This window comes from Vibrio sp. 16 (assembly GCF_963681195.1).
GTDB classification, from domain to species: domain Bacteria; phylum Pseudomonadota; class Gammaproteobacteria; order Enterobacterales; family Vibrionaceae; genus Vibrio; species Vibrio sinaloensis_D.
This window is the reverse complement of the sequence record NZ_OY808998.1, coordinates 400,746-425,135: the sequence shown is the minus strand read 5'-3', so window position 1 is coordinate 425,135 and position 24,390 is coordinate 400,746. Positions and strand designations below refer to the sequence as shown.

Genomic DNA, 24,390 nt, shown 5'->3' with positions numbered 1-24,390 from the left:
GGGTGCGCTGGTCGCACCCTTTTTTAATCTTCCCAAAACATCGATTTTGGGTCTTTATCGATTTCTCGCATGATTGCTGTCAGATCACTACTTTGAGCAAGAAACGGATAGGGCAACCAGCTTTCTAAGGTTGATTGGTCCGGTAAGTAAAGCTCCCAACTGCTTTTTCCTTCCGACCATGCGACCTTTGCGACAGGCAACATGTAATCACAGTGGCTTGAGTCGAGTAGAAAATGTTGTTTGATGAACACAACGCCGTTTTCGATCGTTTCATAGCTCGCCTTACCAAGCTCTGCAGGCAAGCTTTGGTTACGTTGTTGGCAAATGAGCTGCGCTCGACTCTCCACTTGCCTTTGTAGCAAACTCACTACGCTCATTGTGGCTCCCTTAGTTGGTTTAGCACCTGATTGACGTTTACCGTTAAAGCACCACCAAGTTTGTTAGTGTTCAGATGCACTCTCTATACTATGTAACCGGAATTTTGCTGTCTGCATAGCTTTTCACAAAAATGTCATGTAACCGCAATAAGATGACAGCCTGTTTGGAAGCTTACCAAGTTTTAATGGGAGAAAATTATGGTTCGTGTTGTGCTTGCTGCACTGGTGTCTTTCTCGCTTGTAGTCCCCTCTGTGACGGCTAAAGAAGTCAACGTATCTGGGTCTACGTCTGTTGCTCGTGTTATGGACGTTCTAGCCGAAAAGTTTAATCAGGTTCATTCTGACAGCTACATTGCCGTTCAAGGTGTTGGCTCAACCGCTGGTATCACGTTAATTAAGAAAGGCGTCGCCGACATCGGGATGAGCTCACGTTACTTAACAGAGAGCGAGCAAGATGAATCACTGACGGTGACACCAATAGCTTTTGATGGGTTAGCCGTTGTGGTGAACCAATCGAACCCAGTTCAAAATGTGACTCGTGAGCAGTTGTATGACATCTACAAGGGAAAAATTACCAACTGGAAGCAAGTCGGTGGCCATGATCAAAAAATAGCCGTTGTTACCCGCGAGGCATCGTCAGGCTCACGTTACAGTTTTGAAAGTCTTTTAGGTCTAACGAAAGTCATCAACGGGCGTTTAGTGTCGGATATTAATCCAGACAACTTGGTGGTCAACAGCAACAGCATGGTGAAAACCATCGTGAATCATAACAAGCAAGCGATAGGTTTTATTTCGACTGGCTCGGTTGATCGCTCAATCAAGGCGATTCAATTTGAGGGGGTTGAGGCTAACCAGAAAAACATCGCAACGGGGCGCTATGAGTTGTCTCGTCCTTTCCTTGTGCTGTATAAAACCGAAAAAGTGGATAAGGATTCATTGGCCTTTATTCGTTACCTAACTGGCAGCGAAGCAAAAGCGCTGATCGGAGAATATGGCTATACGCCAATCAAATAACAGTATTGAAAGAGAGCATCGCTGCTCTCTTTTCTTTTGGCCTTCGCGAAAGTTGTGTGAAGCGTTAGTTACGCTCGGCTATATCGAGTTTTTTGCGCATTGCGAGCGGGCAGTTTGTCGCTATGCGCAAAACGGTTTTTGCCCCCATTTTTGGCGTGGTACAGCGCAACATCGGCCTTTTTAAAGAGCGTTTGTTGATTGATAGCCTCTGACGACATAGTCGCAATACCAATACTTAAGGAGATATTGTGAGAAGATATTTCTTTGAGTTTACGATATTGCTTTAATAGTCGATGTGCGTAGGTTTCTGCGTCTTTCACACTGAGATTGGGGCACACCAAAATAAACTCGTCACCTCCCCAGCGACCGATATGGTCGTATGAACGGGTGCTTTGCTGAAGGAATCTAGCCGTTTCTCTCAAAATAACGTCACCCACGTCATGACCGAGTTTGTCGTTAATTTTCTTAAAGTTGTCTATATCGACCAGGAGCAACGAGAGGGGATGATCGCTTCTTTTGCATCGGTCCAGCTCTTTTTGCAACAACTCATCAAGCATCCAACGGTTTAACAGTTGAGTTAAGTTGTCTTTTTCTGCTTTGAGTTTGAGCTCGTCGTGAGAGGTCATGTCACGAATGATGCATACGCTACGATTTTCATCACCAACACGCTGAGAGGCTATGGCGATCTCCAGCTCAATTTCTCGCTGGGATTGAGTGAGTGCTTTAACTCGACGTGGTTTGTATTCGGCATAGGGCTTGTCACTGTTAAATACATGTTCTCGGTAATGGGAACAAAAGGCCTGATACTCCGAGGTAACGAGTTGTTCCAAAGGGAGTTTTTTTAGCTCTGTTTCACTGTACTCTAGCAACGCACATGCTTTTTTATTGGCTTGGAGAATAGAGCCCTGCTCAGAGATGTAGAGGATGCCATCGGGTGACATGTCGAGAATAGATGTGAGCTGGCAGCCCAGTTTATGGACTTTTCGTATCACGCTGAGCACAAAGTAGCCAACAACAATGATGATAGGCGCAACGATCAAGTTAAACAGCAGAGTGAGATGACTGAGGTTTTTCAATTCAAGTGTTGTTTGATCATGGATGTACTCAAACTTAGGCAGTAGTGAGGATTGTAACGTCCGCAGAGCTTCGCTCGCTGGGGCGTCATCTACTTTTACGATTTGGTCTAAGACTTCGACGCTCATTTCAGCGGGTTGTGATTTCGCGACCAATAGGTTTTGTCGATATTCATCTAGAGTACGTTTTATTATTTCTAGTTCGACAATCAATTCGTTGTTGGTAGTGAGGGCTTCGAACTCGATGACCTTTTTAACAGCATCGGCGTAGCTTGCCAGAGCCAGTTGGTAATAACGTTCATCTCGTCGAATAACATAGTTTTTAAAATGGTGGATGAAGCCCACATAACCGATGGCTCGCTCTATATCGGTCAGCTTTTGTGTCATTTCAACACTAATCGGTGATTGTTCCAGAGCGACCGATTCTAGGCGATTAATCGCGTTGGTTTGAACCACAAGGTATACGATAAATAGCACGTTCAGAAACACTGACGCGCAGATAACCCACGGTAAGGGCCTGTTAACGTAGTTGCCTTGTTTGATCAAAGTAAGTTCTCATGCAGATAAAATCACTGTAAGTGTAGAATCTTCATAAGAGCCTTGTTGCTTATTTTTCTCGTGATGTGACTTGAATAGAGTTTTAGATGACAGCGTGTGTTAAATGAGTATAAAAAACCCGAGCAGTCAGGCTCGGGTTGTCATTTCACTCGTCTGGATTAAGCAGGTAAATCCACGCCAGCTTCTTGGTGTAGGCGTCGGCATGCTTTGCCATCACTGTGGAATAAGTGGCAGCGGTGTGCAGGAATACCTACCGATAGCTTATCACCAGGCTCGACATCCAGTGTGTCTGGTTGACGATAGATCATATCTGCATCAGCGGCGTCAATGTGTAGGTACGCCTGAGTTTCATTGCCCAGTTTTTCAACGATATTCACTTCACCTTCAATGGTTGCGTCACCTTGATTGGCAGGCAGCAAGTGCTCTGGACGAACACCAAGAGACATACGCTCACCAGCGGTCACCGTCGTGCCATCAACTGGAATCCAGAAGGTCGTACCGTTGGCTAGCTGAACCATTACGCGATCTTTTTCTACCGCTTCAATGAACACGCTCATGAAGTTCATTTTCGGAGAGCCAATAAAGCCAGCAACAAAACGGTTTTGTGGGTAGTGGTATAGCTCAAGAGGCTTACCCACCTGAGAAACAAAACCCGCGTCGAGAACCACGATCTTGTCAGCCATGGTCATCGCTTCCACTTGGTCGTGTGTTACGTAAATCATGGTGCAGCCCAGTTTACGCTGCAGTTTGGTGATTTCAGAGCGCATTTGAACACGTAGCGCGGCGTCTAGGTTAGAGAGAGGCTCATCCAGTAGGAAAACATTAGGCTGTGACACCAAGGTACGGCCGATCGCAACGCGTTGACGTTGACCACCAGAAAGGGCTTTAGGTTGACGCTCTAGTAGGTGGCTTAATTGCAGGATTTCAGCGGCATGCTCGACACGTTTGTCGATCTCTGTTTTGTCTGCCTTCGCAAGCTTTAGGCCAAACGACATGTTGTCGTAAAGGTTTAAGTGTGGATACAGTGCGTATGATTGGAATACCATGCCCACGCCGCGTTTTGACGGCTCAACATCGTTCATGTGTTGGTCGCCAATGTAAAGATCACCCGAAGTGATGTCTTCTAGACCAGCAATGCAGCGCAGTAGTGTTGATTTACCACAGCCCGATGGGCCAACGAAGACAACAAACTCGCCTTCTTTGATCTCCAAATCAACATTCTTTGAAATTAGTACGTCACCGTAAGCTTTACATACATTTTTTAACGTGACACTCGCCATCTAGCTCGCCCTCGATCAATATTTTTATTTTGTACTGCTCATCATTATATGAATTATCGTGCGAGCAATAACAGTAGGAATTTGGTAAGGAATGGATTCTTTCAGTTAGTAAGAAAATTTGGGTGATGGATTTCTCTCATCACCCACCAAAGCCAATGTAGAGTTTGCTTCCCCCGTATAGCATAAGCATCTCCCCCGTTTTTGTGAAATCTTGCGATTACAACCCTACGAATGCTTACGTTATCACAGCAAACCCCTGCGGCGTTGCAAATCAGCGCGCTCTTGTAAAAGAACTGACTGTTAAGGGCTCTTACTATCCACTCTTGGATGTCTGTAGTCTGCGTTGATTCAGCGCTGGGTACATCCTCCCGACTGAAATTTTTATGGGGGTAGTAGATAAGGAGGAGGGGTAGGAGGGGGAGAAAGGCGCAGTTAGATCCAGTTCAAATAATTTCTCGTCGTAACATTGAAATTGGTCACATAAAGAGTCGTTTTTGTGATTTTGCTCTCCAACCTCAAACGATGGGGATCACGAAAATAGTCCATAATACTGAGGGCGTAGGGAGTAGGAGGATGAGCTGTTAGTCAGTTTGGCTGAAAATATATGTCGAAATACGGTGAAGCCTCTCGGTTGACCCCTACAACACAAAAATTAAAAAGGATATGAACATGAAAAACGCCCTAAGCACAGTGGCACTAGGAACATTAGTTGCTCTTGGCTCATTTGGTGCAAACGCTGCTATCGAAGAAGGTCAATTAACCATTTGGATTAATGGCGATAAAGGTTACAACGGACTTGCTGAAGTAGGTAAACAGTTCGAAGAAGACACTGGCATTAAAGTGACCGTTGCTCACCCAGATGGTCTACAAGACAAGTTCCCTCAAACTGCAGCAACAGGCGACGGTCCTGATATTGTGTTCTGGGCGCACGACCGTTTTGGTGGTTACGCAGAATCTGGTCTTCTTGCTGAAATCAAACCATCAAAAGAGATCAAAGAAGGCATCGTTGATTTTGCATGGGATGCCGTGAAATATGATGGCAAGCTGATCGGCTACCCTGTAGCGGTAGAGTCACTGTCTCTAATTTACAACAAAGACCTAGTGCCAAACCCACCTAAGAGCTGGGAAGAAGTGGAAGCGTTAGACGCGAAACTTAAGAAAGAAGGCAAGTCTGCGATCATGTGGAACCTAAAAGAACCGTACTTCACGTGGCCACTGATGGCTGCTGATGGCGGTTACGCGTTTAAATATGGCGCAGAGGGTTACAACGTTAAAGATGCGGGCATTGCGAAAGATGGCGTGAAAGACGCAATGAACTTCGTTAAAGGCTTGGTTGAGAAAGGCGTGATCTCTTCTGATATGGACTACTCTGTTTCTGAGTCAGCATTCAACCAAGGCACAACCGCGATGACCATTAACGGTCCTTGGGCGTGGGGCAACATCGAGAAGTCAGGCATCAACTACGGTGTAACGACACTGCCTAAGTTCAACGGTCACTCTTCTAAACCATTTGTTGGCGTACTGACTGCGGGTATCAGCACTGCTTCTCCAAACAAAGACCTAGCGGTTGAGTTTATCGAGAACTACCTACTGACTAACGACGGTCTGCGTAAAGTGAACGACGACAAACCACTAGGTGCGGTAGCGCTTAACTCTTTCCAACGTGAGCTAGATGCAGACAAGCGCATTGCCGCTACTATGGATAACGCGATGAACGGCGAAATCATGCCAAACATCCCTCAAATGAGTGCGTTCTGGGGCGCAGCGAAGAACGCTATCGTTAACGTTGTTGACGGTCGTCAAACTGTAGATGCAGCCCTTGCAGATGCAGAAAAGCAAATGACTAAATAATTTCAGTAATACCCTTTTGAGGAGAGGGTAACCTCTCCTCCTTTCTCAGTTTTATTATCGCTAGCAGGTTCTCTTATGCAGTCAGTTCAAGGTACAGATGCGATGACATCTACAACAACGAGCTTGCCATCAAGTAAAAACGTCTTTATTAAATGGGCAATTCTGGCTTCTGTCGGTATCGTTAATGGCTACGCCACTGTCTTAATGTATTCTCGTGGTGAGACAGCCTTCGCGCTGCTTACTCTCATTCTAACCGCACTGGCGTTGTATATCTTTGGTAGTAAAAAGACTTACGCGCACCGTTACATCTATCCAGGTATTGCAGGGATGATCCTGTTTATCCTGTTTCCTCTTGCGTACACGGTCAACCTCGCCTTCACCAACTACAGTGCCAAAAACCAGCTTTCCTTCGACCGCGCACAATCCGTATTGCTCGATAGAACGTTCCAAAGTGGTGACAGCTATCCTTTCACCCTCTACAAGACAGACAACGGTCACCGTATCGCGGTAAAAAAAGGTGATCAACTGTTAGCGACTGACGAATTTAATATTGCTGCACCAAGTGCCGATATGGATTTGGCTCCAGTCGAGTCTGTGAGCGGTGAAAAAGAAAAGATCAAAACCATCATCAAGAACAAAACCAGCTTAGGCGAAGTCGATTTGCACCTGCCATCAGGTGAAGACATTCGTATGAGCGGTCTACGTAAGTTTGCGGCGGTTGTTCCTTTGTATACGCTGCAAGATGATGGCGAATCGCTATACAGTAATCGTACGGGTGAAACACTGCGTCCAAATATGGAAGTGGGTTTCTATCAACCGGTTGATGAAAATGGCCAGTTCACAGGCTCAACGGTATCTCCAGGTTTTGTCGTCGGTATCGGCGCGAAAAACTTTGAGCGTGTCTGGAAAGATGATGGCATCAAAGAACCATTTGTCAGCATCTTTATTTGGACGGTTGTGTTCTCTGCGCTGACGGTTGGTCTTACCGTTATCATTGGTTTGGTCCTAGCGAGCGTTGTTCAGTGGGAAGAAATCAAAGGCCGTGCGATTTACCGCGTACTGCTTATCCTTCCATATGCGGTCCCTGCTTTCATCTCGATTCTGATTTTTAAAGGTCTCTTTAACCAAAGCTTTGGTGAGATCAACATGGTGTTAGAAGCGCTGTTTGGTTTAAGCCCATCTTGGTTCTCTGACCCATTGATGGCGAAAGTGATGATTGTCTTCGTGAACACTTGGCTTGGTTTCCCTTACATGATGATTCTGTGTATGGGTCTGCTGAAAGCGATTCCTGATGATCTGTATGAGGCGTCAGCCATTGACGGTGCTAACTTTGTTGATAACTTCCGTCGTATTACCATGCCACTGATGATCAAGCCGCTTACCCCGCTACTGATTGCCAGCTTTGCATTTAACTTCAACAACTTCGTGTTAATCCAGCTATTGACTCAAGGTGGTCCGAACATGATCGGAACTTCAGAGCCTGCGGGTTACACAGACCTACTCGTTAGCTACACCTACCGCATCGCATTTGAAGGTGGCGGCGGTCAAGACTTCGGTCTAGCAAGTGCTATCGCGACACTTATCTTCCTATTGGTCGGTGGTCTCGCACTACTCAACCTACGTTTCACTAAGCTGTCTCAGGATTAAGGAGTACCGACAATGGCAATGGTACAAGGTAAATCTCTTAAATACCGTGTATGGGCAACACACGCTGCGCTTTGGATATTCCTGTCAGCGATTATTTTCCCACTGTTAATGATTGTGGCTATCTCATTCCGTGAAGGTAACTTCGCAACAGGTAGCCTAATTCCAGACAATCCATCGCTGGAGCACTGGAAATTGGCACTTGGCTTCTCTGTGACCAATGCAGATGGCTCTGTAACACCACCGCCATTCCCAGTTCTGTTATGGCTATGGAACTCAGTGAAAGTGGCGGGGATTACATCTATCCTGATTGTGGCACTGTCAACTACGTCTGCTTACGCGTTTGCTCGTATGCGTTTTAAAGGCAAAGACACGATCTTAAAGGCGATGATGATCTTCCAGATGTTCCCTGCGGTACTGGCTTTGGTAGCACTCTATGCGCTATTTGATAAGCTTGGACAGTACATTCCATTCCTAGGTTTGAACACGCATGGCGGTCTGATCTTCTCATACCTAGGTGGTATTGCTCTACACGTATGGACAATCAAAGGTTACTTTGAAACGATTGATAACTCGCTAGAAGAAGCAGCTGCTCTAGATGGCGCAACGCCTTGGCAAGCCTTTAGATTAGTACTGCTACCACTTTCAGTGCCTATTCTTGCAGTGGTGTTTATTCTGTCGTTCATCGGGGTGGTTGGTGAAGTTCCAGTAGCATCTCTACTACTTTCTGATGTAAACTCATATACATTAGCGGTTGGTATGCAGCAGTATCTATATCCTCAGAACTATCTGTGGGGTGATTTTGCAGCGGCAGCAGTATTGTCTGCACTACCAATTACCATCGTATTCTTACTTGCGCAGCGTTGGTTGGTCGGAGGATTAACCGCCGGCGGTGTGAAAGGTTAATAAGAACGATAAGGGCGACCGCGAGGTCGCCCATTTTGTATCTCGACTTAACAATTTTGGTTTGGCCGCCGATCAGTTAAGAAGAGTGCAATTCTGGCGTTACGCATAGCTGGCTGTTAGTGAGATTCCTTACTGTTTACTTCTAACAGTTTTTGTAACCAAAACCCGGTTTGTCCCGGGTTTTTTTATGCCTAATCGACAGTTGCAAGTATAAGAATTAAGACACGGAAAGATATGCAATTGGGGCTTGGATGCGACGCAGTGTTCAAATGAATATGCAACAAAGCACTTTGTTACATTGGTAAGTTGGGCTCAATAGTTGAAAACGAACTAAAATTCTCGGCTTGAAGGGGCGCAACCCAGATAGCGCAGCAAAACGTAGACACTCTCTTGTGATAACGCCACTTTTCTAAACAGGTCGGCAAAGGTGTCATCCCCTCCGAAGCAGGTGCGAATGTAGTGATTGATCTCTTGTTCTGCATACCCTTCAACGTACATGGTGCGTACCCATTGATACTCAACCGCCTTTGGGTTTACTAATGTCGTCTCACTGAGTGTAATGTCAGTTAAGCTCACGAATGTTCCTTCCGACTTAAAGATAGTTAGCGGATTTAATCAAAGTTAGATGAAAGAAAAATGACAGTTTCATTGCCTTACAAACTGCTGACATAAAACAAGCCAATGAACCTATAAAAGTGAACAAAATGAGAATTAGCTGAGCATGAATTACGTGACAGTGAGAGGTTGGGGGAATAAAGGACGTGGTAATAGTGGCTTGATGAAGTGCAAAAAGTGGCGCGCTTGGCCCCACTTTTGCGTTAGATGCTTATTTTAAATACTTAACATGCGCTTCCATCTCTTCACCGATCTGCTTACGCATATTCATTAGGCGAATGGCGGAGTCTCTTAACTCAATGTCTTCTTCAGTGTGTGGAACCCACTCTGGTACATCGGTTGGTTTTCCATGTTCATCGACCGCTACCATGATCACGATACAGTGTGTCGTGAGGCGGTTTTTCAATTCTTTAGGGTCACTGGCTTGCACATCAATCGCAATATGCATTGAGCTTCGTCCGGTATAAATGACCTTCGCGCTGACCTCGACCAAGTTGCCAACATGGATAGGTTGAACAAAGCGGATTCCCCCTGCATAGGCAGTAATGCAGTATTTGCCACTCCACGCTGCTGCATTGGCGTAGGCAGCCAAATCGATCCATTTCATGACGGCGCCACCATGGACTTTGCCACCAAAGTTTACATCACCAGGTTCGGCTAAAAAACGTAGCGTAATATCTCGTTGACCGGTACTCATCTGTCAATCCTTCGTGCTTTCAGTGTTATTGTTATTGGCTGTCGTTCTTAAATAACAAAGCTGTTACTTACGTGCAACCTATATTCGAGTGTAGCTTGGATTTATTGAGGTTTTGTGTGGGTATCGGTAGATAAGCGAGTGTCGCGGCGTAAAACAAAGCCCAGCATCTTGCTGGGCTGAAAAGCGCTAAGATTGACGTTGGCCAGACATTACCTTGTCCATTATCGCCATACTCTGCTCGAAATAGGGGTTATAGGTGAGTCGAGCATGGGTTTTCCCGGGTTCAACGTATCCCCAAGCAGAAAACCAAATGTCTTCTCCTTGTGTGCATGAGTTCGATGTCTCTTCTGGTTGACCGTTACTGCAAATCAAGTTGCTACCACCAACGCCATAATTTGGGTTTGTGGGTGAAAAGAGCAACCCCATGTGAGAGCCATTGGAGATGCGCTGTTCGGGTATCCTCATACTGAACCGAGTCGAGCGGGGCTCACTGAGATCGTGCTCGCCTTGCCACACAATATGGTTTGCTGCGTTTGGCATCTTTTCACTAAAGGTTGAGACCGCGTATTCGGTATCGATCACTTTGTCGCCCTCACTGAGTAACATGAAGACGGGGCGAGAGTAATTTGCTGCTTCCAGTTGTTCTCTGACGATGGCGGAAGTCTGGTAATAAATGGCAGCCGCGTTCATCGGCAGAGAGTTGTAACGTAGCGGGTTATCCTCTGGGTCTTGGTCTGCCCACGTAATAAAGTGGCTAGCAAGTTCTGCAAATTTCACCACCCCTGAACCCGGTTCCAGAGCCGGAGAAAAGAGCAACAGCCCTTGGATAGATTCATCGGATAGAGCAGCAGAAGTCGCCAGGTTCGCCCCTGTAGAGTAACCACCTAGCCACAGTTGAGCCGTTTCTTGCTTGAGTAATTTAATGTGATGATTGACGACTCCCTGCCAGTCTTGCAAGGTTGGAAGTTGTAAATCTCCCACTTTACTGGCGTGCCCAGGGAGGAGTATTGTTCGGACCAAGTACCCTTGCTCGGCAAGGTGTGTGGCTATATCGTGAAAAGAGTACGGAGAGTCACCCAGCCCGTGCACCAAAAGCACACCTTGACCGTTTGGTTGAGCGGGGCGATATTCGTGGGGCAATACACTTGCTAGCTCGGCTTGTTTATCTTCGGTGATGAACAGGCGATGTTGCTCTAGCCAACTCTTTGTTTCGGCAACGTATTGGGTAAAGCTTTCTTGGCTATAGTCTGGCAACGCAGCAGCCTTTTCATAGGCAGGATCTTCGACTGGTGAACTGCAGCCGACAATCAATGCGGTCATTGTTGCGGCAAGGTAAAATGCGAAAGCAGACATCTTTCGCGTTGTGTATTCGGTTTGTTCTTGTTTACTTTGTGACTTCTTCATACTCGCCTTCAAGCACGCGTTCTTTGTCCTGTTTTACGTCTCTAAAATTAAAGTGGTTCGCTTTTAACGACTTCTCTAATTTTTTGCCCGTAATAAGGGCGGCAATCGTCAATGGGATTGCTAAGATTAGACCAAACAGAATGGTAAATATGCCGATAAACAAGGCGAACACATTGGTGAGAATTCTATTCATATTAGTTACCTCTTCTAATTAGATAACCAGAATAAGACGGCGTAAATGAATGAAACATGAACAAGGCGCAAAAAAGCCACCATCGTTAAACGAAGGTGGCAAATACGGGGGATTATTATACGTTATAGTGTTGTGGAGTTTTGCCCCGAGCAATGCACGGGGCGATATCCATTTATAGGCAGATTATTTTGTTGGGAACGTTTTGTAGCGAACGCCCATCATCTGCTCCATACAATGAACAACTTGGCAGCTGTAGCCAAATTCATTGTCATACCAAATGTAAAGCACGCAGCGGTTGTCTTGAGCGATGGTCGCCGCACCGTCGACAACGCCTGCAAAGCGTGAACCTACAAGGTCAGTTGAAACGATCTCGGTAGACTCTGTGTAGTCGATTTGCGCTGATAGCTCAGATGTTAATGCCATTTCACGCAAGTAAGCGTTGAGCTCTTCTTTGTCAGTGCCTTTGTCTAGGTTTAGGTTAGCAATTGCCATCGACACGTTTGGCGTCGGGACGCGAATCGCGTTACCTGTCAGCTTACCTGCCAACTCTGGGAGTGCTTTTGCGACGGCTTTAGCAGCACCTGTCTCTGTAAGAACCATGTTCAGTGAAGCACTGCGTCCGCGACGTTCGCCTGAGTGGAAGTTATCAATCAGGTTTTGGTCGTTGGTAAACGAGTGTACCGTTTCGATATGGCCAGAAAGCACGCCGTACTTATCATTGACTGCTTTTAAGATTGGGGTAATCGCGTTTGTGGTGCAGCTCGCCGCAGAAACGATGGTATCTTCTGCTTGGATCACCTTGTCGTTCACACCAAATACAACGTTCTTGATGTCACCTTTGCCTGGCGCGGTAAGAAGGACTTTCTCTGCACCGTTACAAGCTAGGTGCTGGCTTAAGCCTTCAGCATCACGCCATACACCCGTATTGTCGACAACAAGCGCATTTTTAATACCAAAAGTTGTGTAATCAACGTCTTCTGGTTTGTTCGCGTAGATGAACTGAATGTAGTTGCCATTAGCGATGATCGCTTTGCGTTCTTCATCAACAACAATACTACCGTTGAACTGTCCGTGGACTGAGTCGCGGCGCAGTAGACTTGCACGTTTCTCTAGGTCACCTTTTTTACCACCACGTACTACAACAGCGCGCAATCTAAGTGGGTAACCTGGGCCACTTTTCTCTACCAACAGGCGAGTAAGAAGACGGCCAATACGACCAAAGCCATACAGCACAACATCACGAGGTTCTGAGACGGTTTTGCCGTCCATTGCACCCATCAAAGAGGTGTGTAAAAAGTCTTTCACACCATGAGCGTCGTCGCGGCCTTGCCAGAATTGGTGAGCCAGCTGCCCTACATCAATACGACATGGAGACAACTCCATTTCTGACAAGGCTTTGATTAGAGGAAGAGTCTGTTCTGGGGTGAGAGGCGTGCCGGTGTAACGGCGTGCGAGGCGGTGCGATTTAATAATATCAATGGTCGCTGCGTTGACGAGTGTTTTACCGAAAAGTAACACTTCTACGCCTTTTTGACGGTAAAGCTGACCAAGTAGGGGAGAAATTGATTCCGCAATCGTTTGGCTTGTTTGCCACTCTAAAAGATGTTTCTCTGGACTCATGTTTCGTTTGGACCTTTCACGTTTTGGGGGCTGACTCTACTTTAGCTTGTAGGGGAGCGAGTAGAGATGGTTGCAGTGTTTGAATTTTGTAATTTTTATGCGGCAGGATTGTAATGCTTAACATCTTATTCTGCTAGCAAAATTAATGGCAGGCGATATTACTGTTTTTACGGGTGTTTTGGTGAATTAACAGAAGATTTCTCAGTGGTTATGCTTATTGACAATTTCAAATCTTGATAGTTATTTCGTGAAGAAAAATACCAGTAGCACATAAATAGTGTAACGCTTAATCTTGTGTTTATTTAATTCTGCGATCTTAAGTGTCTTATCAACGCTAAATGTAAACAAAACAGGCCAAATTGAGGGTTAGACTTTCGCGGTACTGTGTCCTTGCATCAGTGGCTCGCGTCAAGGCTGGCAGAGATCACCTTTTCATGTCCGAGATTTGCGATTGTATGATTCGTCTACTCAGGTTAGTCGATAATAGTGCGCTTGTTTCATTGGTTTATTACGCTGCGTATGCTCGCAATCGTATCGTCGACTCTAAGTTTTAACCGTTTCGTTGCTTGTTTTCATTCAATACATTGAAAACTTAGCGCTATCTCGTCAGCAAATTCTCACAATAGTGTGAATACCATTGAATAACCTTCTACAATTGAATTTCTAGATTGCTCATTTGATTCAAGGATTGAAATCAAAATGCTTTTGACAAGAATGTCTATAAAAAGTCGACTGCTGATCCTGTGCTTACTTCCAACCATTGTGATTGTTTTACTCGGTGCTAATCAGGTTCATCAGATACAAGAGCGACTTGAAAGCTATCAGGTCATCAGTGAAAAAAATGCATCCATTAATCTCTTGATGGAGTATTCACATCATAGCTATGCAGCCTTGTCTAAGCAGTTGAGTGGCCAAGATGGGCAAACGTCGATTGCACTCGCACAGAGCTCTTTAGATCTCTTACTCGCCAAACAAAACAAGATACTGTCGAATAAGGCGGAACGGGAGGTGTCGTCAAGCTATGTGGTGGAACTGCATCAGTTGATTACAGAGTTAAATCAAGCAAGTCCACAGCAAACCGTGGAACTTGGTCGCCTGATTTATGACATCTTATACGACCTCTATTCCAGCATTCTTTTTACTGAAGGTGCTCATTTTAATAGCCGGGTACACCGGCTTGATATCATTCTCAGTGACCTCAGTTGGCTTCACTTCTGGATGGAGAGAGAGGCGTGGTTGGTTAAGGAAGTCGAAACAGAAGGCTGGCCTTACGCCGACTTTGCGCCGGAGTACTTTCGCATCAGCGAGCGCCAACAGTATTATTTAGATAAGTTCATTAGCCTTGGCGAGAATACTCAACAGTTCCAAAGGCTGCTACAAAGCTTTACGAGCCCAGACTTTCAGCAAGGTGCGTTTGTCAAAGAGCAGCTTCTCTACAATCGCTTTTCACAGCAAGAGGTGCAGCAGGCTGTTCTGATCGTAGAGAAACGAAACCAACTTCTTGAAAAACAACTCATCACCTATTCTAGGCAACTTCAGCAAGAGCTCATTGATGAAATAGAGACCAATCAATATATCATGTGGGGGATCGCAAGTGCTGGATTAGTGGTTTTCTTTCTCCTGTTTGCGTGGGGAGCCAGTACCTTATATCGGATCAATTCTAAACTCACCCGCATTTTAACGGTGATGAGCAATATGCGAGACAGCGGACATGTAGATCAAATTCCTATCGATGGGAATGATGAATTTACTCGTTTCGCCCATGAGTTGAATGACACCATTGCGCGGCAAAAAGCGTATCAAACCAAACTCGTTGAAGCCAAGGAACACGCAGAAGCGGCTAATCAGGCAAAAAGTGTGTTTTTGGCCAACATGTCCCATGAGATCCGAACTCCACTGAACGGCATTATCGGCATGACAGAAATCCTTTCAGATAGCCAATTAAACGGCAGTCAGAAAGAGATCCTTAATGATATTGATGCGTCGTCTCATGCCTTGTTGGTGTTGATCAACGACATTCTTGACCTCTCTAAAATTGAATCGGGTAATTTGGTGCTGTCACCACACACTGCAAATTTACGTGAGATCATTTTTGACACCATGAATATGGTTAACGCTCAGGCGCTCAAGCAGGAAGTCACGTTAGAAGTGGAGTTTGCTGATGATGTGCCTGTGTATGCGGAAATGGATGAATTTCGCGTCAAACAGATTCTGATGAATTTGCTGAGCAATGCGATCAAATTCAGTGCGAATGGTTCTGTTTTGGTTCGACACTCGGTTGATACGCAGCACCGCTTAAACATCGAGGTATTGGATACCGGTGTTGGCATTGCCGCAGATAAACTAAGTGACATCTTCAAGCCGTTTACGCAAGAAGATGGCACCATTACTCGTCGTTTTGGTGGTACGGGGCTTGGGCTTGCGATTTGTCGTCAATTGGTTGAATTGATGCGCGGTGAGCTGGTGGTTGAATCTAACGTTGGCGAGGGCAGTCGATTTACCGTTATTCTGCCGTTAGTCAAACCACAGCGGTCACCGGCTCCGGTTTGTTACGATCTTAAAGTCCTGTTCATTTCCAACCAAGCCACTCACCAGCAGCTTGCATATAAAGAATGTGTGCGCTTGTGTAGCAGTGTCACGCAGAGTGAAAACTGTCAGCAAGTGACGGATCTATCTGATGATTTTGACCTTGTGGTGTATTGTTTAGCGCGTCATTCAAAGTCCCGACAAGACTTAGCTAAGTTAAGAGCGCAGTTTACGTCTGCGGACATTATCGGCCTTCAGCATCATTTGTACATTGAGCCCGATCTCGAAGGGCTACTTGTCGCGCAAGTGACACTACCGATTTTGGGTAAAAGGTTTGAAAATGTACTGAGTCAATGTCAAAACGACTCTCGATTTCGCATTGCTCGGCAGGTCCCGCCGCCCATGCCAGACACCGGGGATGTTAAGCGGGTACTGATTGTTGAAGACAACTTAATGAACCAGAAAATAGCCAGTTTTTTTCTTAGTAAGGTAGGGATTGAGTTTGCAATAGCCAGTAACGGTTTAGAGGCATTAAATCTCGTCAAAAGTGGCCAAGAGTATTGCGCGGTGTTAATGGACTGCATGATGCCGATTATGGATGGATTAACGGCCACGAAAGAAATTCGTAATTGGGAACGGGAAAATCAAAAAGCGCCGGTGCCAATTATCGCACTCACCGCCAGCGTATTGCCTGAGGAGATTCAGAGCTGCTTTGATGCGGGTATGGACGCTTATCTTCCTAAGCCCTATAAATCAAAGCAGCTTTTTGACATCTTTGAGAAACTAAGCGTCACCTTCTAGATCACTTAAAGGTAACCAGTTTACTTTAACCCCAGCTTGCAAAAACATCTCTTGACTAACCTTGATCTTGTCTCCCCATCGAGAGAGGAAATCTGGGGTTTGCTCAGGGCAGTGGACCGCAGAGATGCCTGTTTGAATAATCTTAGCCGCACAGTTTGGGCAGGGAAAATGGGTAACCCAAATCTCGCAGCCGTCCAAATCGCGCTTTGCGAATAGAATGGCGTTTTCTTCTGCATGGAGAGTCTTGAGGTATTTCATCTCTCTATCGTCTGTCATTGCACTGTCTGAAATGCCATGTGGATAGCCATTAAAGCCAACGGAAACAATACGATTTTGTTTAGTAATGACCGCGCCAACTTGTGTTGAGGGGTCTTTACTCCAAGAGCCAACAAGTTCCGCCATTTGGTAAAAGCGTTGTGCCCATTTCGATATCATTAAGTTTGTCCTCTGGAGATGACCTCTTATCCAATCGAGGTTGAATAAGAAAAAGATTAATGTGATAGAGATCGGCTAATAATATCCTAATTTATTCCGCTTTAGTCCAGAAAATGAGTGTTGATTCTCTCGGCGGCGGGTGTTTGCAACAATATTAGACGATCTGGATCACACATAGCTAAGTGTGCTCAAACTTCAGCACATGACGTATTGCCCGCTTTCTTGTGCGAGATCTCTTACAAAGGCGTGAGCGTAAAGCGGAAGCTAGCCTGAGAAAATCTCTAAAACAATCTTTAAATATTTGTTTTATATGTTTTTGTTTGCTTTTTGTTCAGTTTTGATAGGGTGATTTTCTCCAATATTTGATTGTTTAATTTGGCCGATTGCTTAATCTTAAGTTGTCAGCAGGGAGCAGACACGGAACAGGAAAGACCCAAGGATAGGTCATCTTCAGGACGAAGATTCGATTATTCAGGATGAATGGTCGGCAAGGAAAGCGAAGGACATTGGCTGGACGCTAGTAACTAGGATGGTTACACAAGGAAAGACAATGGACGCTTAACGGACTAAGGCAATGCTATCAGGATGATAGAACAGGGACACCGCTTAAGGATTAAGTGATGTGAGTTAACTAGGAAAGTTAACGGGCTGGATTGCCAAGGACACCGCTAGGATGGCGATGATAAGGAAAGTGCTGAAGGATTCAGCGTGCTATCAAGGAATAGATGCAGGGAGCACCTATTAGTAGCCGGATTGCTGCGAGTAAGATTAGACCCCACTAGGCGAAAGCTTAGTGGGGTTTTCTTTTTTCTGCTCTTCCCATCGAGATACCCCACGTAACAATTCTTTGCCTACCATTGTTGAAGATAAAAAAAAGCCAACCTCAATAAGTGAGATTGGCTGATATAAGTGTGAACAATTGAGTTCACTAACAACGTCAGTTGGCTAGGTGACCCTCGGCTTAAAAAGGGTCATGAATACTATTGCAGTATATGTGCCAACTTTTATAGCGCTTAATTGCGCTATTTTTAGCCAAAATAGGCGTTTTTTTCGTTTTCCTTTGCAATATGAAAATGCAAAATGCAACTAACCATACATTTGCTAATGATATATTTAATAGCTATATGATTACAGCATGACCAAACTTGCGGTGCCTAAGAAGGCGAAAAAGCCCACAACATCCGTAACCGTCGTCAATACCACCGAGCCTGCGAGGGCAGGATCGAGTTTCAGCTTATCCAACGCAATAGGGATTAACACGCCAAATAGCGCTGCGGTAATGATATTGACGATTATCGCCAGTGCGATAGTGGCGCCGAGTATCGTCGATTGAAACCAAAGCCCAGCCATCGCACCAATAATTAGCGCCCACAGCAAGCCGTTTATCGAACCAATTCCAATCTCATTTTTAAGCAGCGCCCAGCGGTTACCTGGCGTAATTTGGTTTAACGCCATCGCACGAATCATCAGAGTCAGCGTTTGGCTACCCGCAATGCCACCCATAGACGCGACAATCGGCATCAAAACGGCCAGCGCGACCACTTGGGCAATCACATCTTCAAACAATCCAATGGTCACAGAAGCCAAAATCGCGGTCATCAGGTTAATCCCCAACCACACGCCACGTTTTTGTGAGCTTTTCATCACTGGCGCAAACAGGTCATCGCCTTCGTCCATACCGGTACCCGCCATCAATCGAGATTCGTAGATTTCTCTTTGGGTACTTAACGCAAACTGCCAATCAATTTCGCCGACCAGCATTTGAGTCTCATCTGTGACGGGCATGGCGGAAACCGACGAGTGCTCCAGCGCTTCAATGGTTTCTGCTAGCGAGAGTTTCGCATCCAGTGTAACCGCGTTTTCTATGGCGATGTTTTTAAGGCGCTCGGTCGGCTCGGCGCGAAGTAGATCAATATAATTGACAACCCCACGGAACTGCTTACGTTTGTTGATTAAATAGATCTGTTGCGGCGCGTCGTAGCTGTATCGCTCCATCAAGATGTTGGCTTTCTCAACCGATATATTGAACGGTAGGGTGACGACTTTTCGCTCTGCCCATCGACCGAGTTCATCATCTTCGTACTCATTGGCTTGGTCGTAGAGCTCAAGCTCATCTTTTTCAATTAGAGATAAGGCTTCGTTGATGATCTCTTCTGGGAGAGAATCCGCCCACTCGATTAAGGAGAGGTTATCTAGCTTTGCAAGCGTTAGCTTTAGCTCGATTTCCGACAGCTCTTCAATGATCGAGTAGCGTACTTCCGCACGCGCTTCAGTAAGGACCTCAATATGCAGTTCTAAAGGCAGGCTTCGCCAAAGACGGACACGCTCGTCGATGGGAAAAGCTTCAAGAATGAGGGCGACTGCACCGGGTTCTAATCCGTCTTCGATAGAGTCATTTAAAATAGCAACTTGTTCACCGTCTTCCGCTTGAACAATTTGTTCGATCAGTACGGAGAGGTCTTGCAATTGGCTCACTGAGTACCTCGAATATCAATGTAATAGAAACTGATGATCAAGGTACTCTAAAGTGGAAGAAAAACAATCCCCTAACGTGGCTAAGTGTCTAGATAGGGCGTGACAAGTCGATGAATGTTGACTTTCGCGCCAATCCTTGCAGCAAGAAGGTACAAACCACCGATTTTTCGATGTAGGAACAGAGCATCTGCGGGAGGGGTGTGCCAGTAGTCTTGCTCCATACTCAACACCGAGCCAGCTTGCCGCAATCGCGTGGCTAAGTCACTGCGTTTAAAGTCGTACGCCTCGTCAACCAACATAGGTTCACACGCCATGTTGACCAAGTTGAGAATCGCACTGCGTTGCTCGGGCAAAATGCCTTGGCTAAAAAAGCCGATTTGCTCGAGTGCGCTGTTTAACCCAGTTTCATCTTGATTAAGGGCTGCACGAAACGCTTGCCGATAGCCGGAACTGAACCGCTCGCTATATTCACGCGTTGCGCCAAAATCCAGAAGCCCGATTTGCTCTGTGTCTCGCATGAAGAGATAGTTGGCAAAATTGGGATCGGTTTGAACCATTTTGAACTCGAACAGCTCTTTAAACAGAAGATCGAGCAAGTTTGTCATGGCGCGGTCTCGCACTGCTTCAGGCTCGTTGACTAGAGTCTCAATGGGCTCGCCTTCAAGGTATTCCATTGCAAGGACAGATTCTGAGCTTATCAGCGAATATACTTTCGGCACAACAAAATGGGGGGAGTCTTTCAATGCTTCCCGATAGCGATGGGCAAACTCCGCCTCTCTGACATAGTTTGCTTCATCATGAAGTTGCCACTTCGCTTCTTCCAGCAATCCGTTGTAATCCACAGAGTCGGGGATCAGTCCAACCATTTTTAGCAGGGTTCCGACGTTGTCTACATCGCTGTCGATGCTTTTACGCACGCCAGGGTACTGAACTTTTATCGCAATGTTGTCGCCATCATCACTGTACGCTTGGTGGACCTGACCAATCGACGCACTCGCGATGGGCTTAAAATTGAAGGCGAGGAACTGAGATTTCCACTCTGTCCCTAGCGCGTCCGCGAGCGTTTGGCTCAGCTGCTTTGAAGGCATTGGGTCGGCGTCGGAACGCAATTTAGCCAAGATTTCAGCGAGCTCTGGCTCAAGAATATCACCCGCATCCATTGATAGCATTTGGCCCATTTTCATCGCAGCGCCACGAAGATGCGCCAATTGTTGAGTTAGGCGGTGAATGTTTTTTGGCGTGAGCAGGAGATCGCGCATATTCGGTTTATTGCCTTGAGCGATTTGCTTGGTGCCTTCGGCAATCACGTTTCCGGTCACCCGTGTTGCCAATGAGGCAAATTTACTGAACCTAGAGATGCGATGAGTAGGAAGGCTGCGTTCCTTAGTCGACATGAACTTCTCCCGCTGAGTTAGTTGGTTAAATCTCCTTGTTTATACGGTAGAAAAACGCATTTGGACACAATAAGAATGAGAAACCGCTCATTTCTGCGCGGTTTTGGTGATCCTTAAATGGAATAGAAGAAGTACAGCTGCGATTTCATCCGGATGATGATTCCACGTATGGCATCAAGAAAAGTCATAAACCCAATGGGTTTTTCTCCACTTACCCATGCGAGCCCGACGGACCCGACGGGGATATCGTACCCCTCTGGTTCTTCGATTTTAAGCCTCACGAAATGGTGCTTGTTTTGGAGGTTTTGTCCGGTTGTTTTTCGCACCGATTGATCTAGACCTAGCAAGTTGCTTTGGGCTTCCCCTGTGCCTTCGACAATGCCTTCAACCTCTGCGGAAAAGATCTTTCCTGGGTAAACAGAAGAAGCAAATTCTGCGACTTGGCCTGGTTTCACGTTTCGAATCGCTTGATGGTTAACGCGCATCAGAACGTATTTTTCTTCGGTGTACATTTGCAGGCGAGGCATCATGGAAACGCGCTGCCCCTCACGTAGAATGAAGTTAGTCACAAACCCATCTGCTGGTGCGCGAACCAGAGTACTGTCGAGATCCCATTTTGCTTTCGCGAGTTGTTCTTGCGCTTTTAACCAGTCGGCGTGTTTGGCTTTCACCGCGAGTGTCGCTTTGCTTATCGCCAGCTTCGCTTTATCCGTTTCCACTTGCTTGGTTTGCAGTTGAGATTCAATGGTTTCGATATTGAGCTTCGCTTTCGCAACTAAGGTTTCTTGTTTGTCGATGTCACTGGCGGTAATGGTGTTTTCGACGACGCGATTTTGCTCTTTGTAGCGTTTAAGCATCTTTTGTTGCAGTTCATAGTCGACTTTAGCCATTTCAAGCTGGCGCTCTGTGGTGGTTAAGTCTTGCTGCATTGAGGTGTAGGTCGCCTTGGCAATAGCTACATCTTCTTGAGCGACCTCTTTCGCCACGCTGGTGGCTTCTTCCGATACCTTGGCTTGATTGTAGGCGATTTGATACTGGGTATCGTCAAGGCGGTAAATCGCTTGTCCTTTTTTAACCGACTGATTGGGTTTAATAAATATTTCTTCGACTTTGCCGGTAACGTTGGCAGAGTCAGGACGAAGCTGAATATGAGGTGATTGAACCACCGAACCGCCGGATAAGTCCATCGGGGTGAAATTGATCAGCCCAACCCAGACAAACAATAGCCAAGACGCGCCCCCCAGATAAGCGAACCCTTGAGTGAATTTGTTCCAAGGCATTCCCACTAGGCGAAGTAAGTAGATAAATAATGCCCAAACGGCCAAGCCTTCTAACATTATGCTTCCTCGTGTAGTGTTTCAGTTTTTGGGGCATGTCGCCACGTGTCGCGAAGGTTAACAATCGCTTTTTCCATATCGACAAAGGCAAGAATCACCGCGATAACCCAAACCCAATGCCACAAGAAACCGATCCATGTGAGGGCGGTGATTAAGCCTATTTGATGGTGATCCTTACTGTGCGCTTTGTTGATGGGCAGTTCATGAAACTTCCAAAAGCCAACGATCGCGGCGCCAACGCTGGCGATAAGGACAAAAGCGGCAACAACATAGAGTGCAGTGTCTGCGCCAGTGCCGACAAAAGGAACGCTTAACAAACTCATTGAGGTCTCCAATCATTCTAAGAGCCGCCAGTGTGTTTGAGATTTGCCTACATCGATTTTTTGTGACAGATTAAATCACAACTTAGTGATTTATGATGTAATCAGTATGAATCAAGTTCGATTTATTCGTGCGCTTGGCATCAAGCAGCTCCACTTACTCGCGAAGCATCGCTATGGCATTAGTCAAGGTGGGCTTCATATTCCTGAAAGCGCGTTAGAGAACCCAATGACATTGCTCCCCTTGTCGGAGGTCAACCGTTGGTATGAAAAGCTCGAAGAGCAGAGTGAAAACAGCGATGTGATTTTGGAGTTAAGTCGAGAAATAGACCTCAGCAAACTTGGCGCTATCTCTCGTTGGTTTTTGTCCGGCTACGATCTTGCCTCAACCATCCGTCGCATCAACCACGGGCTTAGCTCACTTCAATCTGGTGCCTATCTGTCTGGGGCACAAAGTGGTGCGATCTTAAAATGGATCTACCACAACCCATACATTGAGCCGCAGTGTAAGATTCACGACAGTATTCGAGTGGCGGTCTTTATGACGAAGATCCTACGTAGCTATCTCGGAGAGGACTTTACGCCAATGCGAGTTCTGGTGTCGGGAACGCGTAAAAACCGCGAAAAATATGAAGCGTATTTCGGCTGCCCTGTGGAGTGGAGCCATTGCAAAACCGAGATGTGGTTCCACTCTGATTTGCGCTTAGCGACACAACAGAAAAACTTGTTCCCTCAGCAACGTTTAGCGATGAACTTCTCTGATTTGGATGAGTTCCTGAATATGCCGGAACCGGACGATGAGGTGAAGGTGATCTATGAGGTCATTAATTACAGTCGTCATTACGGGCTGCCGACCTTGGAACGAGTCTCGGGTTTACTGGGGCTCTCTACTCAGCAGTTTCAGCGCAAGCTGCATGGATTTGGCATGAACTTTACGACAGTGATGGGGTATGTGCTGAGTAATACCGCGGTGAAGTTGCTCAGCCGCGGTTTATCGCCTGACGAAGTTGCGTCACATTTGGGTTATCAAAACAGCGCCAGTTTCAATCGCATGTTTAAAAAACATCGTGGTTTGACGCCCAAACAGTATGTGCAGCACTTTCAAGATCTTTTTTAGCCCGACGTGCCTTCTATGAACGGTGCCAGCGGTCTCCATAAGCCGCGCTGTAGTCGGGCTCTGGCAGGTCTCCGAGCCCGTCTGCTGGCTCAAGCGGCCCGACGACGGTGCGATAAGGTAGGACGCCCGCCCAAACAGGTCGCTCTAAATCACTTTTGTCATCATTCACGCCTGAGCAACTTATTTTCACCGAGGCTTCCGTGAGAGGAATACGAAGCACCATGGTCGCCGCGAGTTCTTTATCGCTACTGAGTCGAACGTGATCGGTTCGACCAGGTGCGATGTGTTCGATAAAGTGGTTTAGCACCTGATCCTTTTCCTGCTTGTCTTCAACGCGTTCGAAGGTGCCAAAAACCACGGCTGAGCGATAGTGTGCGCTGTGGTGAAAAGCCGATCGAGCAAGCACCCATCCATCAAATAAGGTAAAAGTGAGACAACTGGGCTCTCCTTTGCTTAGATTACGCATCAGTCTGCTGTTGTTCGCCCCATGAACGTAGATGTGGCGGTCGACTCGCCATGCCAGCATGGGAATGATCACGGGACCGCTTTCCGTCGAAATGGCAATATGTGCGATCAACGACTCATCTATGATTGCGTCCAGTTGGTCTGGGTCAAAGACAGCTTTGTGCTGTCCTTTGTTGATTTCGGTTCTTTTCGTTGTCGATAGCATCGCAAAACTTCCTTTCTTATTGCTCCATAGGTGATAAGGTATCGTCGAAGTGGTACTTTGATTAGAGCCAGTTTTTTTTGATG

20 protein-coding genes are annotated in these 24,390 nt (G+C 46.3%); 6 read left to right on the top strand and 14 right to left on the bottom strand.

Annotated elements, in window-relative coordinates; all coding sequences use genetic code 11:
* Positions 1 to 23: 23 nt before the first annotated feature.
* A complete protein-coding gene (locus tag U9J37_RS16225) occupies positions 24 to 377 on the bottom strand; it encodes a DUF3024 domain-containing protein (protein ID WP_005469533.1) in 354 nt (117 codons plus the stop codon).
* Positions 378 to 575: 198 nt separating this feature from the next.
* Between U9J37_RS16225 and U9J37_RS16220 the strand changes: the two genes are divergently transcribed.
* Positions 576 to 1,391: a phosphate ABC transporter substrate-binding protein gene (locus tag U9J37_RS16220; RefSeq protein WP_322414265.1), complete on the top strand. Its 816-nt coding sequence runs from the start codon at positions 576 to 578 to the stop codon at positions 1,389 to 1,391.
* Positions 1,392 to 1,459: 68 nt separating this feature from the next.
* On the opposite strand, the gene U9J37_RS16215 is transcribed toward U9J37_RS16220, so the two are convergent.
* The gene (locus tag U9J37_RS16215; RefSeq protein ID WP_005469894.1) at positions 1,460 to 2,941 is read right to left on the bottom strand and encodes a sensor domain-containing diguanylate cyclase; all 1,482 of its coding nucleotides are present in this window, start codon (positions 2,939 to 2,941) and stop codon (positions 1,460 to 1,462) included.
* 239 nt (positions 2,942 to 3,180) lie between these two features.
* Complete coding sequence (gene malK / locus U9J37_RS16210; RefSeq protein WP_005469719.1) at positions 3,181 to 4,302, bottom strand: maltose/maltodextrin ABC transporter ATP-binding protein MalK; 1,122 nt, start codon at positions 4,300 to 4,302, stop codon at positions 3,181 to 3,183.
* 669 nt (positions 4,303 to 4,971) lie between these two features.
* Here malK and malE point away from each other — a divergent pair.
* The 3 genes from malE to malG all read left to right on the top strand — a co-directional run bounded on the left by malE (position 4,972) and on the right by malG (position 8,703).
* Positions 4,972 to 6,153, top strand: a complete 1,182-nt coding sequence (malE, locus tag U9J37_RS16205) for a maltose/maltodextrin ABC transporter substrate-binding protein MalE (RefSeq protein WP_038134944.1) — start codon at positions 4,972 to 4,974, stop codon at positions 6,151 to 6,153.
* 75 nt (positions 6,154 to 6,228) lie between these two features.
* On the top strand, positions 6,229 to 7,800 hold the full coding sequence (gene malF, locus U9J37_RS16200; RefSeq protein WP_005469628.1) for a maltose ABC transporter permease MalF: 1,572 nt from the start codon (positions 6,229 to 6,231) through the stop codon (positions 7,798 to 7,800).
* A 12-nt stretch (positions 7,801 to 7,812) separates the two neighbouring features.
* On the top strand, positions 7,813 to 8,703 hold the full coding sequence (gene malG / locus U9J37_RS16195; protein ID WP_005469620.1) for a maltose ABC transporter permease MalG: 891 nt from the start codon (positions 7,813 to 7,815) through the stop codon (positions 8,701 to 8,703).
* A 330-nt stretch (positions 8,704 to 9,033) separates the two neighbouring features.
* Here the strand turns inward: malG and U9J37_RS16190 are convergent, their stop codons facing one another.
* From U9J37_RS16190 to U9J37_RS16170, 5 genes are all read right to left on the bottom strand, one after another.
* On the bottom strand, positions 9,034 to 9,279 hold the full coding sequence (locus tag U9J37_RS16190) for a hypothetical protein (RefSeq protein ID WP_005469500.1): 246 nt from the start codon (positions 9,277 to 9,279) through the stop codon (positions 9,034 to 9,036).
* 250 nt (positions 9,280 to 9,529) lie between these two features.
* The gene (locus U9J37_RS16185) at positions 9,530 to 10,015 is read right to left on the bottom strand and encodes an acyl-CoA thioesterase (protein ID WP_005469896.1); all 486 of its coding nucleotides are present in this window, start codon (positions 10,013 to 10,015) and stop codon (positions 9,530 to 9,532) included.
* 186 nt (positions 10,016 to 10,201) lie between these two features.
* A complete protein-coding gene (locus U9J37_RS16180; RefSeq protein ID WP_005469476.1) occupies positions 10,202 to 11,419 on the bottom strand; it encodes an alpha/beta hydrolase in 1,218 nt (405 codons plus the stop codon).
* Positions 11,400 to 11,612 carry a hypothetical protein gene (locus tag U9J37_RS16175; RefSeq protein ID WP_005469857.1) on the bottom strand — a complete coding sequence of 71 codons (213 nt, stop codon included), beginning with the start codon at positions 11,610 to 11,612 and terminating at the stop codon, positions 11,400 to 11,402. Before U9J37_RS16175 ends, U9J37_RS16180 begins: the two co-directional genes overlap by 20 nt.
* A 183-nt stretch (positions 11,613 to 11,795) precedes the next feature.
* A complete protein-coding gene (locus U9J37_RS16170; RefSeq protein ID WP_005469781.1) occupies positions 11,796 to 13,232 on the bottom strand; it encodes a glyceraldehyde-3-phosphate dehydrogenase in 1,437 nt (478 codons plus the stop codon).
* Positions 13,233 to 13,931: 699 nt separating this feature from the next.
* Here U9J37_RS16170 and U9J37_RS16165 point away from each other — a divergent pair.
* Positions 13,932 to 16,559 (top strand): hybrid sensor histidine kinase/response regulator, encoded by a 2,628-nt coding sequence (locus U9J37_RS16165; RefSeq protein ID WP_043886493.1) that lies wholly within the window; start codon positions 13,932 to 13,934, stop codon positions 16,557 to 16,559.
* On the opposite strand, the gene U9J37_RS16160 is transcribed toward U9J37_RS16165, so the two are convergent.
* The 5 genes from U9J37_RS16160 to U9J37_RS16140 all read right to left on the bottom strand — a co-directional run bounded on the left by U9J37_RS16160 (position 16,542) and on the right by U9J37_RS16140 (position 22,523).
* Positions 16,542 to 16,994, bottom strand: coding sequence for a dCMP deaminase family protein (locus U9J37_RS16160; RefSeq protein ID WP_038134952.1), 453 nt, complete (start codon positions 16,992 to 16,994; stop codon positions 16,542 to 16,544). The genes U9J37_RS16165 and U9J37_RS16160 overlap by 18 nt on opposite strands.
* A gap of 1,128 nt (positions 16,995 to 18,122) precedes the next feature.
* Positions 18,123 to 19,469: a magnesium transporter gene (locus U9J37_RS16155; RefSeq protein WP_005469595.1), complete on the bottom strand. Its 1,347-nt coding sequence runs from the start codon at positions 19,467 to 19,469 to the stop codon at positions 18,123 to 18,125.
* An 80-nt stretch (positions 19,470 to 19,549) separates the two neighbouring features.
* Positions 19,550 to 20,863, bottom strand: coding sequence for an ABC1 kinase family protein (locus tag U9J37_RS16150; protein ID WP_043886492.1), 1,314 nt, complete (start codon positions 20,861 to 20,863; stop codon positions 19,550 to 19,552).
* A gap of 113 nt (positions 20,864 to 20,976) precedes the next feature.
* Complete coding sequence (locus tag U9J37_RS16145) at positions 20,977 to 22,200, bottom strand: HlyD family secretion protein (protein WP_005469708.1); 1,224 nt, start codon at positions 22,198 to 22,200, stop codon at positions 20,977 to 20,979.
* Positions 22,200 to 22,523: a hypothetical protein gene (locus tag U9J37_RS16140; RefSeq protein ID WP_005469698.1), complete on the bottom strand. Its 324-nt coding sequence runs from the start codon at positions 22,521 to 22,523 to the stop codon at positions 22,200 to 22,202. The genes U9J37_RS16145 and U9J37_RS16140 overlap by 1 nt, the downstream gene beginning before the upstream one ends.
* A gap of 106 nt (positions 22,524 to 22,629) precedes the next feature.
* Here U9J37_RS16140 and U9J37_RS16135 point away from each other — a divergent pair, with 106 nt between their 5' ends.
* On the top strand, positions 22,630 to 23,637 hold the full coding sequence (locus tag U9J37_RS16135) for an AraC family transcriptional regulator (RefSeq protein ID WP_005469891.1): 1,008 nt from the start codon (positions 22,630 to 22,632) through the stop codon (positions 23,635 to 23,637).
* Positions 23,638 to 23,650: 13 nt separating this feature from the next.
* Here the strand turns inward: U9J37_RS16135 and U9J37_RS16130 are convergent, their stop codons facing one another.
* On the bottom strand, positions 23,651 to 24,307 hold the full coding sequence (locus U9J37_RS16130; protein ID WP_005469849.1) for a pyridoxamine 5'-phosphate oxidase family protein: 657 nt from the start codon (positions 24,305 to 24,307) through the stop codon (positions 23,651 to 23,653).
* Between the last annotated feature and the right edge of the window lie 83 nt (positions 24,308 to 24,390).

Bases quoted from the DNA above. Each gene is read 5' to 3' on its own strand.
- U9J37_RS16225 (WP_005469533.1), bottom strand. From the start codon at position 377: ATGAGCGTAGTGAGTTTGCTACAAAGGCAAGTGGAGAGTCGAGCGCAG.
- U9J37_RS16220 (WP_322414265.1), top strand. From the start codon at position 576: ATGGTTCGTGTTGTGCTTGCTGCACTGGTGTCTTTCTCGCTTGTAGTC.
- malK (WP_005469719.1), bottom strand. From the start codon at position 4,302: ATGGCGAGTGTCACGTTAAAAAATGTATGTAAAGCTTACGGTGACGTA.
- malE (WP_038134944.1), top strand. From the start codon at position 4,972: ATGAAAAACGCCCTAAGCACAGTGGCACTAGGAACATTAGTTGCTCTT.
- malF (WP_005469628.1), top strand. From the start codon at position 6,229: ATGCAGTCAGTTCAAGGTACAGATGCGATGACATCTACAACAACGAGC.
- malG (WP_005469620.1), top strand. From the start codon at position 7,813: ATGGCAATGGTACAAGGTAAATCTCTTAAATACCGTGTATGGGCAACA.
- U9J37_RS16185 (WP_005469896.1), bottom strand. From the start codon at position 10,015: ATGAGTACCGGTCAACGAGATATTACGCTACGTTTTTTAGCCGAACCT.
- U9J37_RS16180 (WP_005469476.1), bottom strand. From the start codon at position 11,419: ATGAAGAAGTCACAAAGTAAACAAGAACAAACCGAATACACAACGCGA.
- U9J37_RS16175 (WP_005469857.1), bottom strand. From the start codon at position 11,612: ATGAATAGAATTCTCACCAATGTGTTCGCCTTGTTTATCGGCATATTT.
- U9J37_RS16170 (WP_005469781.1), bottom strand. From the start codon at position 13,232: ATGAGTCCAGAGAAACATCTTTTAGAGTGGCAAACAAGCCAAACGATT.
- U9J37_RS16165 (WP_043886493.1), top strand. From the start codon at position 13,932: ATGCTTTTGACAAGAATGTCTATAAAAAGTCGACTGCTGATCCTGTGC.
- U9J37_RS16160 (WP_038134952.1), bottom strand. From the start codon at position 16,994: ATGATATCGAAATGGGCACAACGCTTTTACCAAATGGCGGAACTTGTT.
- U9J37_RS16150 (WP_043886492.1), bottom strand. From the start codon at position 20,863: ATGTCGACTAAGGAACGCAGCCTTCCTACTCATCGCATCTCTAGGTTC.
- U9J37_RS16145 (WP_005469708.1), bottom strand. From the start codon at position 22,200: ATGTTAGAAGGCTTGGCCGTTTGGGCATTATTTATCTACTTACTTCGC.
- U9J37_RS16140 (WP_005469698.1), bottom strand. From the start codon at position 22,523: ATGAGTTTGTTAAGCGTTCCTTTTGTCGGCACTGGCGCAGACACTGCA.
- U9J37_RS16135 (WP_005469891.1), top strand. From the start codon at position 22,630: ATGAATCAAGTTCGATTTATTCGTGCGCTTGGCATCAAGCAGCTCCAC.
- U9J37_RS16130 (WP_005469849.1), bottom strand. From the start codon at position 24,307: ATGCTATCGACAACGAAAAGAACCGAAATCAACAAAGGACAGCACAAA.